Origin of the sequence: Streptomyces sp. NPDC096339 (assembly GCF_044762985.1) — a bacterium.
Classification (GTDB): domain Bacteria; phylum Actinomycetota; class Actinomycetes; order Streptomycetales; family Streptomycetaceae; genus Streptomyces.
Genome location: NZ_JBIWFI010000037.1, coordinates 1 through 14,455 on the forward strand (window position 1 = coordinate 1; position 14,455 = coordinate 14,455).

General features: G+C 73.0%; 14 protein-coding genes. 8 read left to right on the forward strand and 6 right to left on the reverse strand.

What is annotated here, in order from left to right; genetic code table 11:
- Positions 1–91 precede the first annotated feature (91 nt).
- Both ACIQ5Y_RS32640 and ACIQ5Y_RS32645 read right to left on the reverse strand, forming a co-directional pair.
- Entirely contained in the window at positions 92–1,729 is a 1,638-nt protein-coding gene (locus tag ACIQ5Y_RS32640) for an ABC-F family ATP-binding cassette domain-containing protein (protein ID WP_403888693.1), read from the reverse strand.
- 68 nt (positions 1,730–1,797) lie between these two features.
- Entirely contained in the window at positions 1,798–3,060 is a 1,263-nt protein-coding gene (locus ACIQ5Y_RS32645; protein ID WP_403888820.1) for an SLC13 family permease, read from the reverse strand.
- Between the two features lie 153 nt (positions 3,061–3,213).
- Here ACIQ5Y_RS32645 and ACIQ5Y_RS32650 point away from each other — a divergent pair, with 153 nt between their 5' ends.
- Together ACIQ5Y_RS32650 and ACIQ5Y_RS32655 are read left to right on the forward strand one after the other, a co-directional pair.
- Positions 3,214–4,191 carry a GlxA family transcriptional regulator gene (locus ACIQ5Y_RS32650; protein WP_403888696.1) on the forward strand — a complete coding sequence of 326 codons (978 nt, stop codon included), beginning with the start codon at positions 3,214–3,216 and terminating at the stop codon, positions 4,189–4,191.
- 169 nt (positions 4,192–4,360) lie between these two features.
- Complete coding sequence (locus ACIQ5Y_RS32655) at positions 4,361–4,990, forward strand: DJ-1/PfpI family protein (RefSeq protein WP_403888699.1); 630 nt, start codon at positions 4,361–4,363, stop codon at positions 4,988–4,990.
- A gap of 210 nt (positions 4,991–5,200) precedes the next feature.
- Here ACIQ5Y_RS32655 and ACIQ5Y_RS32660 read toward each other — a convergent pair whose 3' ends face one another.
- Positions 5,201–5,956, reverse strand: coding sequence for an enoyl-CoA hydratase/isomerase family protein (locus ACIQ5Y_RS32660; protein ID WP_403888702.1), 756 nt, complete (start codon positions 5,954–5,956; stop codon positions 5,201–5,203).
- Between the two features lie 258 nt (positions 5,957–6,214).
- Here ACIQ5Y_RS32660 and ACIQ5Y_RS32665 point away from each other — a divergent pair, with 258 nt between their 5' ends.
- A complete protein-coding gene (locus ACIQ5Y_RS32665; protein ID WP_403888823.1) occupies positions 6,215–6,727 on the forward strand; it encodes an ATP-binding protein in 513 nt (170 codons plus the stop codon).
- 16 nt (positions 6,728–6,743) lie between these two features.
- Here ACIQ5Y_RS32665 and idi read toward each other — a convergent pair whose 3' ends face one another.
- From idi to ACIQ5Y_RS32680, 3 genes are all read right to left on the reverse strand, one after another.
- A complete protein-coding gene (gene idi / locus ACIQ5Y_RS32670) occupies positions 6,744–7,343 on the reverse strand; it encodes an isopentenyl-diphosphate Delta-isomerase (RefSeq protein ID WP_403888705.1) in 600 nt (199 codons plus the stop codon).
- A gap of 119 nt (positions 7,344–7,462) precedes the next feature.
- Positions 7,463–8,755 (reverse strand): GNAT family N-acetyltransferase, encoded by a 1,293-nt coding sequence (locus tag ACIQ5Y_RS32675; protein ID WP_403888708.1) that lies wholly within the window; start codon positions 8,753–8,755, stop codon positions 7,463–7,465.
- Positions 8,756–9,213: 458 nt separating this feature from the next.
- A complete protein-coding gene (locus ACIQ5Y_RS32680) occupies positions 9,214–9,357 on the reverse strand; it encodes a hypothetical protein (protein WP_403888711.1) in 144 nt (47 codons plus the stop codon).
- Between ACIQ5Y_RS32680 and ACIQ5Y_RS32685 the strand changes: the two genes are divergently transcribed.
- From ACIQ5Y_RS32685 to ACIQ5Y_RS32705, 5 genes are read left to right on the forward strand one after another with little or no spacing between them, the layout of a single operon-like run.
- Positions 9,352–10,971 carry a DUF5941 domain-containing protein gene (locus ACIQ5Y_RS32685; RefSeq protein ID WP_403888714.1) on the forward strand — a complete coding sequence of 540 codons (1,620 nt, stop codon included), beginning with the start codon at positions 9,352–9,354 and terminating at the stop codon, positions 10,969–10,971. The two genes, ACIQ5Y_RS32680 and ACIQ5Y_RS32685, sit on opposite strands and share 6 nt — an antisense overlap.
- Entirely contained in the window at positions 10,968–11,732 is a 765-nt protein-coding gene (locus ACIQ5Y_RS32690) for a sugar phosphate nucleotidyltransferase (RefSeq protein WP_403888717.1), read from the forward strand. The genes ACIQ5Y_RS32685 and ACIQ5Y_RS32690 overlap by 4 nt, the downstream gene beginning before the upstream one ends.
- Positions 11,720–12,781 (forward strand): iron-containing alcohol dehydrogenase family protein, encoded by a 1,062-nt coding sequence (locus tag ACIQ5Y_RS32695; protein WP_403888720.1) that lies wholly within the window; start codon positions 11,720–11,722, stop codon positions 12,779–12,781. The genes ACIQ5Y_RS32690 and ACIQ5Y_RS32695 overlap by 13 nt, the downstream gene beginning before the upstream one ends.
- Complete coding sequence (locus ACIQ5Y_RS32700; protein ID WP_403888723.1) at positions 12,759–13,538, forward strand: CDP-alcohol phosphatidyltransferase family protein; 780 nt, start codon at positions 12,759–12,761, stop codon at positions 13,536–13,538. Before ACIQ5Y_RS32695 ends, ACIQ5Y_RS32700 begins: the two co-directional genes overlap by 23 nt.
- An 8-nt stretch (positions 13,539–13,546) precedes the next feature.
- Entirely contained in the window at positions 13,547–14,428 is an 882-nt protein-coding gene (locus ACIQ5Y_RS32705; protein ID WP_403888826.1) for a glycosyltransferase family 2 protein, read from the forward strand.
- Positions 14,429–14,455 lie beyond the last annotated feature (27 nt).

A 14,455-nucleotide genomic window follows, 5' to 3' on the forward strand; every position in this document is an offset into this window, starting at 1 on the left:
GGCTCCACACCTACAATCACCACCGCGGACACACCGCGCTCGCAGGCAAACCACCCGCCAGCCGCGTCACCAACCTCACTGGGCAATACACCTAGAGCTCGACGACCTTGCCGGCCGAGACCTCCAGGCGGCGCGTCACCCGTACGGCGTCCAGCATGCGGCGGTCGTGCGTGACCAGCAGGAGCGTGCCTTCGTAGGACTCCAGGGCGGATTCCAACTGCTCGATCGCAGGGAGGTCGAGGTGGTTGGTGGGCTCGTCCAGGACCAGCAGGTTCACCCCGCGGCCCTGCAGCAGGGCCAGCGCCGCGCGGGTGCGCTCGCCGGGGGAGAGGGTGGCCGCCGGGCGCAGGACGTGGGCCGCCTTGAGCCCGAACTTGGCCAGCAGCGTACGGACTTCGGCGGGCTCGGTGTCCGGGACCGCCGCGCAGAAGGCCTCCAGCAGGGGCTCGTCGCCGAGGAACAGGCCGCGGGCCTGGTCAACTTCGCCGACGAGGACGCCGGAGCCCAGGACGGCGGAGCCGGAGTCCGGCGTCAGCCTGCCCAGGAGCAGGGCCAGGAGGGTGGACTTGCCGGCGCCGTTCGCGCCCGTGATCGCCACCCGGTCCGCCCAGTCGATCTGCAGGCTCGCCGGGCCGAACGCGAAGTCACCGCGCTTGACGGCCGCCTCGCGCAGGGTGGCCACCACCGAGCCGGAGCGCGGGGCCGCCGCGATCTCCATGCGCAGCTCCCACTCCTTGCGCGGCTCGTCCACGACCTCCAGCCGCTCGATCGCCCGCTGCGTCTGGCGGGCCTTCGCGGCCTGCTTCTCGCTGGACTCGCCGCGCAGGTTCTTGCCGATCTTGTCGTTGTCGCCCGCCTTGCGGCGGGCGTTGCGCACGCCCTTGTCCATCCAGTTGCGCTGCATCTGCGCGCGACCTTCGAGGGCGGCCTTCTTGTCCGCGTACTCCTCGTACTCCTCGCGGGCGTGGCTGCGGGCCCGGGCCCGCTCCTCCAGGTAGGAGTCGTACCCGCCGCCGTAGAGGTTGATCTGCTGCTGGGCCAGGTCCAGTTCGAGGACCTTGGTGACCGTCCGCGTCAGGAACTCGCGATCGTGGCTGATCACGACCGTGCCCGCGCGCAGCCCCTTGACGAACCGCTCCAGCCGCTCCAGACCGTCCAGGTCCAGGTCGTTGGTGGGCTCGTCCAGCAGGAAGACGTCGTAGCGCGAGAGCAGCAGCGAGGCGAGGCCCGCGCGGGCCGCCTGACCACCGGAGAGCGCCGTCATCGGCAGGTCCAGGCCCACCGTGAGGCCGAGGTCGTCAGCGACCTCCTCGGCCCGCTCGTCGAGGTCCGCGCCGCCCAGGTCCAGCCACCGGTCCAGCGCCGTCGCGTACGCGTCGTCCGCGCCCGGGGCCCCGTCCACCAGGCCCTGCGTCGCCGCGTCCAGCTCCGCCTGCGCGGCGGCCACGCCGGTGCGGCGGGCCAGGAACTCCCGTACGGACTCCTCCGGCCGGCGTTCCGGCTCCTGCGGGAGGTGGCCGACGGCGGCGGTGGGCGGGGAGAGCCGCAGCTCACCGGTCTCGGGGGTGTCCAGCCGGGCCAGCAGGCGCAGCAGCGTGGACTTCCCGGCGCCGTTGACGCCGACGAGACCGATGACGTCGCCGGGCGCGACGACGAGGTCGAGATCGGCGAAGAGGGTGCGCTCACCGTGCGCGGCGGTGAGCTTCTTGGCGACGAGGGTTGCAGTCATGATGCGCCGATCCTATCGGGCCGGACCCCGCGGCCCCGGCGGCCGATCAGCCGCGGGCCGGCCGGCGGTCACGTACCGATCACCCGCAGACCGGCCCACAGCGCGGTCACCGCGGCGGCCAGGCCGAGCGGAGTGGTCAGCAGGCCGAGGCGGGTGAATTCGGACACGGAGACGCGTACGGCGTGCGCCTGGAGCACGCGCCGCCACAGCAGGGTGGCCAGGGAGCCGGCGTAGGTCAGGTTCGGGCCGATGTTCACGCCGATCAGCACGGCCAGCACCTGTCCCGGCCCGCCGGGCACGGCCAGCGGGAGCAGGGCGAGCACCGCGGGCAGGTTGTTGATCAGGTTGGCCAGTACGGCGGCCACCGCGGCCGTCGCCAGCAGCGCGGGCAGCGAGTCCCCGGCCGGCAGCACCCGGGCCAGCCCGTCACCGAGCCCGTGGTCCACCACCGCGCCCACGACCACCCCGAGGGCCAGGACGAACAGGCAGAACGCGGGCGCCGTCGAGGCGGCGATCCGGCGCGGGGTGGTCTCCCGGCGCCGCAGGGCCCGAACGGCCAGCACGGCCGTGCCGGCCAGGGCCGCCCACGCGGGACTCGCCCCGGCGAAGGAGGCCAGGGCGAAGCCGGCCAGCGTCAGGAGGAGGACGGCGAGCGCGAAACGGGGCAGCGGCGGGTGCTCCCCGGCTACCGGCACGTGCTCGGGCGGGGCCGCCAGATCGGACCGGAACCAGCGGCGGAACACCGCGTACTCCACCCCGATCGCCACCAGCCACGGCAGGGCCATCAGCGCCGCGAACCGGGTGAAGGACAGGCCGCTCGCGGTGAAGGCGAGCAGATTGGTGAGGTTCGAGACGGGCAGGAGCAGCGAGGCCGAGTTCGCGAGGTGCGCGGTGGCGAGGACGTGCGGCCGGGGCCGGGCCCCGAGCCGGGCCGTCGTCGCCAGCACCACAGGGGTCAGCAGCACCACCGTCGCGTCCAGGCTCAGCGTGGCGGTGACCACCGAGGCCACCGCGAACACCCCGCCGAGCAGGGCCGTCGGGCCGCGGTCGGCGGCGCGCCGGGCGACCGCGGCGCCCGCGGCGCGGAACAGGCCCTCGTCGGCGCAGAGCCGGGCCAGGGCCAGGACGACCGCCAGGAACCCGACCACGGGCAGCAGGTCGCGCACCCGGTCCCAGGCGTCGGCGGGGGACACCACCCCGCAGGCGACGAGCAGCCCGGCAGCCGGGACGGCGGCCGCTGCCTCGGGCAGACCGCGCGGGCGGAACACGGCGAAGGCCAGCACCCCGAGGAGGAGGACGGCCGACAGGGATTCGGCGGCGACGGTGTTCAGGGGGGTACTCCGGAAGGGCGGCGCGGGGACCCCGACAGGATGACACCGGGGCGTCCGGGTCCCCGAGGCGGGTCCGGAGTGGGGTCCGGCATGGCGGGATAGGTGGGAAGCACGTCATTGCGGCCATCGCCGGCGTCGGCCCACCATGACGGCATGACGTTGTCGCCGCGAAACGACGTGCTCGTCGTCCTCTACGACGGGGTGCAGAGCCTGGACGTGACCGGGCCGGTGGAGGTGTTCGCCGCCGTCGCCCGCTTCCCGGGGCGGTCGGGGTACGCCATCCGGACGGTGTCGCCGGGAGGCGCGCCCGTGCGGACGAGCAGCGGCCTGACGCTGGTGCCCGACGGGGACCTGGAGAGCGCCCGGCCGGGCACCGGGACCACGCTGCTCGTGCCCGGGGGCCGCTACCGGGCCGACTTCGAGCCGCGGCTCACCGACTGGCTCCGCGCCCACGGGGGTGCCGCGGAGCGGCTCGTGTCGGTGTGCACCGGAGGGCTGCTGCTGGCGGAGGCGGGGCTGCTGGACGGGCGGCGGGCGACGACGCACTGGTACGTGTGCGAGCAGATGGCGCGGGACTACCCGGCCGTCGTGGTGGAGCCGGACCCCATCTACGTACGGGACGGACCGGTGGCCACCTCGGCCGGAGTCACGGCGGGGATCGACCTGGCGCTCGCGCTGGTCGAGGAGGACCACGGGCGGGACGTCGCGCTGGAGATCGCCCGGCACCTGGTGGTGTTCCTGCGCAGGCCCGGCAACCAGGCGCAGTTCAGCGCGCAGCTGGCGGCCCAGACCGCGCGGCGCGATCCCCTGCGGGACGTACAGCAGTGGATCACGGAGCACCCGGACGGCGACCTGAGCGTCGACGCGCTCGCCGCGCGGGCCCGCCTCTCGCCACGGCACTTCGCGCGCGCCTTCCAGGCGGAGACGGGGGTCACTCCGGGCCGGTTCGTGGAACGGGTCCGCGTGGAACACGCCCGCCGGCTGCTGGAGGAGGGGACGGAGGGGATCGCCGGGATCTCCCGCGCCTGCGGCTACGGCACGCCGGAGGCGCTGCGGCGCGCCTTCGTGAAAACCCTGGGCCAACCCCCGGCCGAATACCGCCGCCGCTTCGGCCCCACCGCCGGCCCCTGAGCCCCGCCACGCCCCGCCCCGACCACCCGGGCCCGCGCCCCGCACCCCGGGCCTGCGCCCGGACGAGGGATGGGATGGCCCGACCGGGGTGACCTGCCCGGCCCCGAATGCAGAGGTGCTGCCCCGGCTTGGGGCAGTGTCGTGATTCGTCTACCGCTCCGGAGGAGAAATGCAGATCGCCGTACTGCTCTACGACCGCTTCACCGCTCTCGACGCCATCGGGCCCTTCGACACCCTCGGGCGGCTTCCCGACGCCGAGGTCGTGTTCGTGTCCGAGCGGCCCGGACCCGTCCGGACCGACAACGGGGCACTCGCGCTCGTCGCGGACAAGGGGCTCGACGAGGTGACCCGGCCCGACGTCGTCATCGTGCCCGGGGGGCCGCACCCCGAGCTGGAGATGGAGAACCCCGCCGTGATGCAGTGGCTGCGCGCGGTCGACGCCACCACCACCTGGACCACCTCCGTGTGCACCGGGTCCCTGCTGCTGGCGGCCGCCGGACTGCTCGACGGGCGCCGGGCCACCAGCCACTGGCTGTACCTGGACCGGCTGTCGAAGTTCGGTGCCGAGGCCACCGGTGAGCGCGTGGTCACCGACGGGAAGTACGTCACCGCCGCCGGGGTGTCCTCCGGGATCGACATGGGGCTCACCCTGCTCGGCCGGATCGCCGGGGACGAGTACGCCCAGGCCGTCCAGCTGATGACGGAGTACGACCCACAGCCGCCCTACGACGCCGGCTCGCCGGACAAGGCCCCGGCCGAGCTCGTCGCACATCTGCGCGCGACCAATCCGCCGGCCTAGTGCTGTGACCGGAAAGGTTCACCGGGTCCCGGGTGGAAGCCCTCGTACCGGACGTACTCGGGTGCTCCGCCGGCGCGGGTGGGCCGGCGGGCCGGTCCGGGAGGGTTCGGCAGGGCACGGCGCCCGGTCGGGCCGCCGCGTACCGGCGCCTCGCGGCGCACCGCGCCGAACGGCGAACCCCCGGCCCAGGCCTCCGGCCGGGGTTCCCGCTCACGGCGCCCACGTGAACACCGGCGGCCGGCGTTCCAGGAAGGCGGCGACACCCTCCGCGGTGTCGTCGCTTCCGGCGGCCTGCTCCTCCCAGTGGTCCTCCCGGTCCGTCCGGCCGTCCGCGAACTCCTTCGCCGCCGCCTGCGTCAGCTGCGAGCGCGAGGCCAGGATCCGGGCGAACTCGGCGACCCGCTTGTTCAGTTGGCCGGCCGGCAGCAGCTCGTTCAGGAAACCGGCGCGCAGGGCCGCCTCCGCGCCGATCAACTCGGCGGAGAAGAGCAGGTACTTGGCCCAGGCCGGGCCGACCAGAGCCGCCAGCCGCCGGGTGGAGGAAGCCGGGTAGACGATGCCCAGCTTCGCCGGGGTCACCCCGAACGACGCGCCCTCCTCCGCGAAGCGCAGGTCGCAGGCCGCCGCCAGCTGGCTGCCGCCACCCACGCAGAACCCGCGGATCGCCGCCAGCGTCGGCTTGGGGAAGGCGGCCAGTGCCTCCTCCGCGGCCACGGCGAGGGCGCGCGGATCCTCGTCCCCGGTCAGCGAGGAGATGTCCGCGCCCGCGCAGAAGGTCGGTCCGGCCCCGGTCAGCACGAGCACCCGTACGGCGGGATCGTCCGCCAGGCCCGCCAGCAGCTCCGGGAGCGTCCGCCACATCGCCGCCGTCATGGCGTTGCGCTTGGCGGGATGCGAGATGACCACGCTTGCCACCCCGTCGGCACGCGTGTGGAGGAGTGCCGGCTCCCCGGCTGCTGCGTTCATGCGCCGGATGCTATCCCGGGGCAACGATCCCCGTGATCAGGGGAGTCCGTGATCCGGAGGTCCGGCCGGATCACGGCCGGATCCCATCTGTCCGGCCCGGCGGGAGATCAGGAACAGTCGAAATCCGACTCCGCCATGCGCCAGTGGTCAGAAAGTGTCCGATTGGCGCCGACTTCTGGTCAGCGGTTCGGTCCGGACCAGCCCGTTCCCCACTCTTGACGCGTGGAGACGATCGAGCGCGAAGACGGGGGACGGAAGATGGATGTCAGCGGGAGCGTCCCGCCAGCCAGGGAAGCGGAGCCGACTGCTCCAGCCGACCCCCTCGCGTACGAGGGGGTGTGGAGGTTCACCGCGCCCGCGGTAGAAGAATCCGTTCCGCAGGCCCGCCGCGCGGTCCGTGACCTGCTCGGGCGTCAGGGGGTGCCCGCCGATCAGGACGTCGTCCACTCCCTGCTGCTGATCGTCTCCGAACTGGTGACGAACTCGGTCCGGCACGCCGCCCTGCTCTCGCCGGAGGTCGCGGTCGAGGTGGCGATCGGCCGCTCGTGGGTACGGGTGGCCGTCGAGGACAACCACCCGTACCGCCCCAAGGCGCTGGAGGCCGATTTCGGCCAGACCGGCGGCCGGGGTCTGCTCCTGGTGCGCGAGGTCACGCTGGAGGCCGGCGGGGTCTGCGACGTCGAGCACACGTCGACCGGCGGCAAGGTCATCTGGGCGGCCCTGCCGCTCACCGCACCCGCCGCACCCGCCGCGCCGACCCCGGCCGGCTAGGGGAGCGTGGAGAGGGCTACCAGCCCGCCGCGTCACCCGTCAGCTCGCGGATCGCGGGCCGTGCCGCGTCCAGCACGGTCATGAACCAGGCAGAGAACGGCACTTCGGCGTGCCGCTTGGTCAACTCCTCGGCGGTGACGAACGCGGTGTCCGCGATCTCCTCCGGATCGGGGTGCACGGAGGCCTGCGCGAGTCCCACGAAAAGGTGGTTGAACTCCTGCTCCACCAGACCCGATGCGGGGTCCGGGTGGTTGTAGCGCACCGTGCCCGCCTCCGCGAGCAGCGAGGGCGAGAGCCCCAGCTCCTCGTGGGTCCGCCGGGCGGCCGCGGCGAACGGCGACTCCCCCGGATAGGGGTGACCGCAGCATGTGTTCGACCAGACGCCGGGGGAGTGGTACTTCCCGAGCGCCCGCTGCTGGAGCAGCAGCCGGCCCTGCTCGTCGAAGAGGAACACGGAGAAGGCCCGGTGCAACTGACCCGGCGCCTGGTGGGCGGAGAGCTTCTCCGCCGTGCCGATCGTGTTGCCGGACTCGTCGACCAGTTCGAGCATGATCGGTTCTTGGGTCACGGTGCCGTCGGTCGCGCTGTTGGCGGCGGTGGCTGGTGTGGTCGGCATACCCATCCTTCGCTTCGGACTTCGGCCTTCAGTCTGCCGTACAAAAGGGTCTTGTCCCCACTTCGAAGATCTGTCCGCGTCCGCTCCCCGCCGCGTGCTACGCGGCGGGGAGCGGAACATCAGACTCCGAACGGGGCCGGATAGCCGATCGTGCCCGCCGGAACCGGGACGGAATCGTCCAGTACGAGCGCCATCATGGCCTCGTCCGGAACCTCGAACGGCGCCCGGATCCCGAAGCGCGACGCCGGTAGGAAACCGAAGCGCGGGTAGTACTCCGCGTGCCCGAGCACGAGCACCAGCGACTCCCCGCGCTCCTTGGCGGCCGTGAGCAGCGCCCGGACGACCGAGCTGCCCGCGCCCGAGCGCTGGAGCGCGGGATCGACCGCGACCGGGGCGAGCGCGAGCGCCCGTGCCCCGTCCACCTCGCAGGCGGTGAGCAGGGCGTGCGCCACCACCGACCCGTCCGGGCCCTCGGCCACGTACGACAGCCCGGGCAGCCATGCCCGGTCCGTGCGCAGCGCGTCCACGAGGTCCGCCTCCAGCGGGGTCTCGAAGGCCGCCAGGTTGACGGCCCGTACGGCGGCCACGTCGGCCGCCGTCTCCGGGCGGGCCGGCCAGGCCCCGCCGTCGCCGGCGGACACCGGGCGCAGCACGTAGCCGGTGTACCCGTACTCGTCCCCGTGGCGGGCCCGAACGCCGAGCTCCTCGCGGGTGGCGGCCAGCGCGGCCTCCGTCGCGGCGGAGCCGTCGCCCGGGTGGGTGCGCACCCGCTCGGCGAGCGGGCCGTAGTACTCGTCCCAGTCGGAGTCGGGCAGGTGGTGCACGCCGAGCACCCGGTAGCCGGCGCTCTGGGCGGCGGCGAGGTTCCCGGCGGTGGAGCGCAGCGGGCACTGCGCGTCCCAGAAGGCGCGCGCCCCGGCGGACGGCTCGGCCACGGTCCACTGGCACTCGGTCAGCACGATCGCACCGCCCGGGGCGAGCAGCTGTCGCCAGCGCGCGAGCGCGGTGTCGAAGCCGATGGTGTGGGCGGAGCCCTCCGCCCACACGAGGTCGAAGGAGCCGTCGGGGACCTCCTCGGCGGGCAGCGCGCCCATGTCCGCCCGGACGGTACGGACCCGGTCGCCGAGCCCGCGGGCGTCGGCGGCGGTGCGCAGCTCTTCGAGGAAGGGGGCGTGCAGGTCGACGGCGGTCACCTCGGCGCCGTCCGCGCCCGCCTCGGCGGCCAGCAGCAGGGCGCTGCGGCCGGGGCCGCAGCCCAGGTCGAGGACGCGCGGCCGCTTCGGCAGCGGTCCGCACAGGGACAGCAGGTGACGGGTGCTCGCGTCGGAGCCGGGAGCCTGCCGGGGCAGGCCGTGGTGCAGGGCGAAGAAGGCCTCGGTGAAGGCGGACGTGCCAGTGGTGTTGTCGGTCAACGTGAACCCTTGGAACGGGGGCTCCGGCCGACCAGGGGGCCTGTCGGTGGTGTGATCAGGCCCGGCGGCCGGGTGCCCGGAAGCGGAATGTGTCGAAGACGTGGGGGACGCACCGGAGTTCGCTGCGCATGGCCGCGACCACTGCGACGGTCATCAACCCACCTCTTCCTCGCTCGTTCACCTACAGGGCGTGTCCACCGTAACATCCACGCCGTTTGTGGTAGGGCGCCATGATCGTCAATGATGGCCCGGGCCCGGCTCCGCCAGGGCTCGGCGGGGCCGGTTGCCCGGGAATATTCCGCTTATCGGGGCGTAAACGGGTGATGAACCCCTGCTTCCATTCATCCGATAGCCTCAGCCGACGTGCCGCGCCCCCGCGGGGGCGCCCGTCCGCAATCCGTCACAAGGAGTGAGTTCGTCTGCCGACCGTCATCCTCACCGGCCTGCCGGTCCCCGGATCACCGCTCGCCGGCGAGCTGCGCTCCCTCGGCTTCGACGTCCGCCCCGCCGCCGGTCCCAAGGAATCCGCCGCCGCACTCGCGGGCGTCCCCGCCGACCAGCGCGTGGCCGTCGTCGACAGTGCCTTCGTCGGGCACGTGCACGCCCTGCGCCTCGCGCTGACCGATCCGCGCTTCGACGCCTGCGCCGTCACCGGCGCGCTCTCCGTGCAGCCCGGTGCCCGCGCGGCCCTCGACGAGGCCGCCGCCAAGGCCGCCGCGCTCGGCCCCGACGGCTCCGGCCCCTACGCGGACCGGCTCGCCGACACCGTCGAGGCCGCCGGGACCACCGTGCAGCGCCCCGAGCTCGGCACCCTCGTCGCGTCCGTCCCCGCCACCGCGGCGGAGCGGGAGGCGGCGAGCGCCGCCGTCGCCGCCGTGGACGACGAGGCCGTCCGCCTGCGGACCGCCGTGAAGTCCCGCGACGGGTTCTTCACCACCTTCTTCATCAGCCCGTACTCGCGCTACATCGCCCGCTGGTGCGCGCGCCGCGGGCTGACCCCGAACCAGGTCACCACCGCCTCCCTGATCACCGCGCTGATCGCGGCGGGCTGCGCCGCCACCGGCGAGCGCTGGGGATACGTGGCGGCCGGCGTGCTGCTCCTCGTCTCCTTCGTGCTGGACTGCACCGACGGGCAGCTCGCCCGCTACTCGCTCCAGTACTCGACGATGGGCGCCTGGCTCGACGCCACCTTCGACCGCGCGAAGGAGTACTCCTTCTACGCGGGCCTGGCCCTCGGCGCCGCCCGGAACGGCGACGACGTGTGGGGCCTCGCCGTCGGCGCCATGGTCCTCATGACCTGCCGGCACGTCGTGGACTTCTCGTTCAACGAGGCCAACCACGACGCCACCGCGAACACGAGCCCCACGGCCGCCCTCTCCGACCGGCTCGACAGCGTCGGCTGGACGGTCTGGGTCCGCCGGATGATCATCCTCCCCATCGGTGAGCGCTGGGCCATGATCGCGGTGCTGACCGCCTTCACGACCCCCCGGATCGTCTTCTACGCCCTGATCGTCGGCTGCGCCTTCGGCGCGCTCTACACCACCGCGGGCCGGGTGCTGCGCTCCCTGACCCGCAAGGCGAAGCGCACGGACCGGGCCGCCCAGGCCCTCGTCGACCTCACCGACTCCGGTCCGCTCGCCGAGCTCCAGGCCCGGCTGCTGCGCGGCCGCGCCGGGACCTTCGGGTCGGTGTACGTCGCGGCCCTCGGCGCGCTGCTGATCATCGCGGCCGCCCTGTACCTGCCGTTCGGCGACCCGCGGCTGATCGCCGCGGCGGTGATCTACGCCATGACCGCCGGCCTCGCCGTCTCGGCCCCCCTCAAGGGCGCCCTGGACTGGCTGATCCCGCCCCTGTTCCGCGCCGGGGAGTACGTGACGGTCCTCGTGCTCGCCGCCAAGGCGGACGTCCCCGGGGCCCTGCCGGCGGCATTCGGCCTGATCGCGGCGGTCGCCTACCATCACTACGACACGGTGTACCGCATTCGCGGTGGCACCGGAGCGCCCCCGCACTGGCTGGTGCGGACGATCGGCGGCCACGAGGGCCGGGTCCTGCTGACCACGGTCCTCGCCGCCGTCCTCGCGGCGCGCGTATCGGACTTCCCCGTCGCGCTCACGGCCCTGGCCGTGTTCGTGGCAATCGTGGTGCTCGCGGAGAGCATCCGCTTCTGGGTCTCCTCCGGGGCACCCGCCGTACATGACGAAGGAGAACCAGCATGATCGGCCTTGTACTCGCTGCCGGTGCCGGGCGCCGCCTGCGTCCCTACACCGACACCCTGCCCAAGGCCCTCGTGCCCGTCGGCCCCGAGGGCGACGAGGAGAGCCTGACGGTTCTCGACCTGACCCTCGGCAACTTCGCCGCGGTCGGCCTCACCGAGGTCGCCATCGTCGTCGGCTACCGCAAGGAAGCCGTCTACGAGCGCCGGGAGGCCCTGGAGTCCAAGTACGGCGTCAAGATCACGCTGATCGACAACGACAAGGCCGAGGAGTGGAACAACGCCTACTCCCTGTGGTGCGCGCGTGACGTCCTGAAGCAGGGCGTGATCCTCGCCAACGGCGACACCGTCCACCCCGTCTCCGTCGAGCAGACCCTGCTCGCGGCCCGCGGCAACGGCCAGAAGATCATCCTCGCCCTCGACACGGTCAAGAACCTGGCCGACGAGGAGATGAAGGTCGTCGTCGCCGGCGACGGTGCTTCCCGGACCGGCGTGCAGAAGATCACCAAGCTGATGGAGCCGTCGGACGCCACCGGCGAGTACATCGGCGTCACGCTCATCGAGCCGGAGGCCGCCGAGGCCCTCGCCGAGGCCCTGAAGACCACCTTCGAGCGCGACCCCGACCTCTACTACGAGGACGGCTACCAGCAGCTCGTCAACGACGGCTTCACGATCGACGTGGCCCCCATCGGCGACGTCAAGTGGGTCGAGATCGACAACCACGACGACCTCGCCAAGGGCCGGACGATCGCATGCCAGTACTGACGAGGCTCATCCCCTCGCCCGTCGTCGTCGACATCAGCGGCGGCGCGATGGACAAGCTGGACGGCATCCTCGCCGACCAGCGGATCTCCGCCTCCGGCAAGCTGGCCATCGCGATCAGCGGGGGCTCCGGCGTGGCGCTGCGCGCCAGGCTGGAGCCCGTACTGCCGCACGCCGACTGGTACCCGGTCGTCGACGGCACCATCGACTCCGCCGTCAAGCTGGCCGACGACATAAAGGGCCGCCGCTACGACGCCGTCGTGGGCCTGGGCGGCGGCAAGATCATCGACGTGGCGAAGTACGCCGCGGCGCGGGTCGGCCTGCCCATGGTGGCCGTCGCCACCAACCTCTCGCACGACGGCATCTGCTCGCCGGTGTCCATCCTGGACAACGACAACGGCCGCGGTTCCTACGGCGTGCCCACCCCGATCGCCATGGTGATCGACCTCGACGTGATCAAGGAGGCGCCGGTCCGGTTCATCCGCGCCGGCATCGGCGACGCGATCTCCAACATCTCGTCCATCGCCGACTGGGAGCTCTCCCGGGAGATCACCGGCGAGCCCGTCGACGGTCTGGCCGCCGCCATGGCCCGTACCGCCGGCGAGGCCGTGCTGCGCCACCCCGGCGGCTGCGGCGACGACGAGTTCCTCACCGTGCTCTCCGAGTCGCTCGTCCTCACCGGCATCGCCATGTCGATCAGCGGGGACACCCGCCCCGCCTCGGGCGCCTGCCACGAGATCAGCCACGCCTTCGACCTGCTCTACCCCGGGCGCTCCGCGCTCCACGGCGAGCAGGTGGGCCTCGGCGCCGCCTTCGCGATGCACCTGCGGGGGGCCGCCGAGCAGTCCGGGCTCTTCGCGGAGGTGCTGCGCCGGCACGGTCTGCCGGTCGCCCCCGAGGAGATCGGCTTCAACGTCGACGAGTTCGTCGCGGCCGTCGAGTACGCCCCCCAGACCCGCCCGGGACGCTTCACGATCCTGGAACACCTCAACCTGTCCGCCGCCGAGATCAGGGACGCTTACGCCGACTATGCCAAGACCATCCGTAGCTGAACTCCGCCCCGTCGTTCACCCGGCGGGCGTCAAGGACCGGGTCAGTGGCGAGCACTGGGGCGGCCGCCTCTACATGCGTGAGATCTCCCTGCGCATCACCCGGATCCTGGTCACCACCAAGGTCACGCCGAACCAGCTGACCTACGTGATGACCCTCGCTGGCGTCCTCGCCCTCCCGGCCCTGCTGGTGCCGGGCATCTGGGGCGCCGTCCTCGGCGTCGTGGCCGTACAGCTCTACCTGCTGCTCGACTGCGTCGACGGCGAGGTCGCCCGCTGGAAGAAGCAGTTCTCGCTCTCCGGCGTGTACCTGGACCGGGTCGGCGCCTACCTGTGCGACGCGGCGGTCCTGGTCGGCTTCGGCCTGCGCGCCGCCGACCTGTGGGGCGGCGGCCGGATCGACTGGCTGTGGGCTTTCCTCGGCACCCTCGCGGCGCTCGGCGCGATCCTGATCAAGGCCGAGACGGACCTGGTCGGCGTCGCCCGCCACCAGGCCGGCAAGCCCGTGGTCAAGGACGCGGCGGCCGAGCCGCGCTCCTCCGGCATGGCGCTCGCCCGCCGGGCGGCCGCGGCGCTGAAGTTCCACCGCCTCGTCCTGGGCATCGAGGCCTCCCTGCTCATCCTGGTGCTGGCCGTCGCGGACCAGATCCGCGGCGACCTGTTCTGGTCCCGGGTCGGCGTCGCCGTCCTCGCCGCCATCGCGCTGCTCCAGACCGTGCTGCACCTGGTGTCGATCCTGGCCTCCAGCAGGCTCAAGTGAGTACGCCGATGCGGCTGGGCGCCGTGATCATCACCATGGGCAACCGCCCCGACGACCTGAAGGCCCTGCTCGACTCCGTGGCCCGCCAGGAGGGCGACCCGATCGAGGTCGTCGTCGTGGGCCAGGGCGTGAAGGTCACCGGCGTCACGGGTTTTCCGATGGTCGTCCGTACCGTCGACCTGCCCGAGAACCTGGGCATCCCCGGCGGACGCAACGTCGGCATCGAGGCCTTCGGTCCCGGCGGCTCCGACGTGGACGCCCTGCTCTTCCTGGACGACGACGGTCTGCTGGAGCGCACCGACACCGCGGAGCTGTGCCGGCAGGCATTCGCCGAGGACCCGGGCCTCGGCATCGTCAGCTTCCGGATCGCCGACCCTGAGACGGGCATCACTCAGCGCCGTCACGTGCCCCGGCTGCGCGCCTCGGACCCGATGCGCTCCTCCCGCGTGACCACCTTCCTCGGCGGTGCCAATGCCGTGCGCACGAAGGTGTTCGAGCAGGTCGGGGCCCTTCCGGCGGAGTTCTTCTACGCGCACGAGGAGACCGACCTCGCCTGGCGGGCCCTTGACGCCGGGTGGTCGATCGACTACCGAGCGGACATGGTGCTGCTGCACCCGACCACGGCCCCCTCCCGGCACGCCGTTTACCACCGTATGGTGGCCCGTAATCGGGTGTGGCTCGCCCGCCGCAACCTGCCCGCTCCACTGGTCCCGGTCTACCTGGGCGTCTGGCTCCTGCTGACGCTCCTGCGCAAGCCCTCCGGACCGGCGTTGAAGGCCTGGTTCGGCGGTTTCCGCGAGGGGTGGACGACTCCCTGCGGTCCTCGCCGCCCGATGAGATGGCGTACGGTCTGGCGGTTGACCCGTCTGGGCAGACCACCTGTCATCTGACCAGCACGCGTCTGCGAACATGACGCG

Excerpts from the sequence above, each read along its gene's own strand:
- ACIQ5Y_RS32640 (WP_403888693.1), bottom strand. The coding sequence starts at position 1,729 with ATGACTGCAACCCTCGTCGCCAAGAAGCTCACCGCCGCGCACGGTGAG.
- ACIQ5Y_RS32650 (WP_403888696.1), top strand. The coding sequence starts at position 3,214 with ATGACGTTGTCGCCGCGAAACGACGTGCTCGTCGTCCTCTACGACGGG.
- ACIQ5Y_RS32655 (WP_403888699.1), top strand. The coding sequence starts at position 4,361 with ATGCAGATCGCCGTACTGCTCTACGACCGCTTCACCGCTCTCGACGCC.
- ACIQ5Y_RS32660 (WP_403888702.1), bottom strand. The coding sequence starts at position 5,956 with ATGAACGCAGCAGCCGGGGAGCCGGCACTCCTCCACACGCGTGCCGAC.
- ACIQ5Y_RS32665 (WP_403888823.1), top strand. The coding sequence starts at position 6,215 with ATGGATGTCAGCGGGAGCGTCCCGCCAGCCAGGGAAGCGGAGCCGACT.
- idi (WP_403888705.1), bottom strand. The coding sequence starts at position 7,343 with ATGCCGACCACACCAGCCACCGCCGCCAACAGCGCGACCGACGGCACC.
- ACIQ5Y_RS32690 (WP_403888717.1), top strand. The coding sequence starts at position 10,968 with ATGATCGGCCTTGTACTCGCTGCCGGTGCCGGGCGCCGCCTGCGTCCC.
- ACIQ5Y_RS32695 (WP_403888720.1), top strand. The coding sequence starts at position 11,720 with ATGCCAGTACTGACGAGGCTCATCCCCTCGCCCGTCGTCGTCGACATC.
- ACIQ5Y_RS32700 (WP_403888723.1), top strand. The coding sequence starts at position 12,759 with ATGCCAAGACCATCCGTAGCTGAACTCCGCCCCGTCGTTCACCCGGCG.
- ACIQ5Y_RS32705 (WP_403888826.1), top strand. The coding sequence starts at position 13,547 with ATGCGGCTGGGCGCCGTGATCATCACCATGGGCAACCGCCCCGACGAC.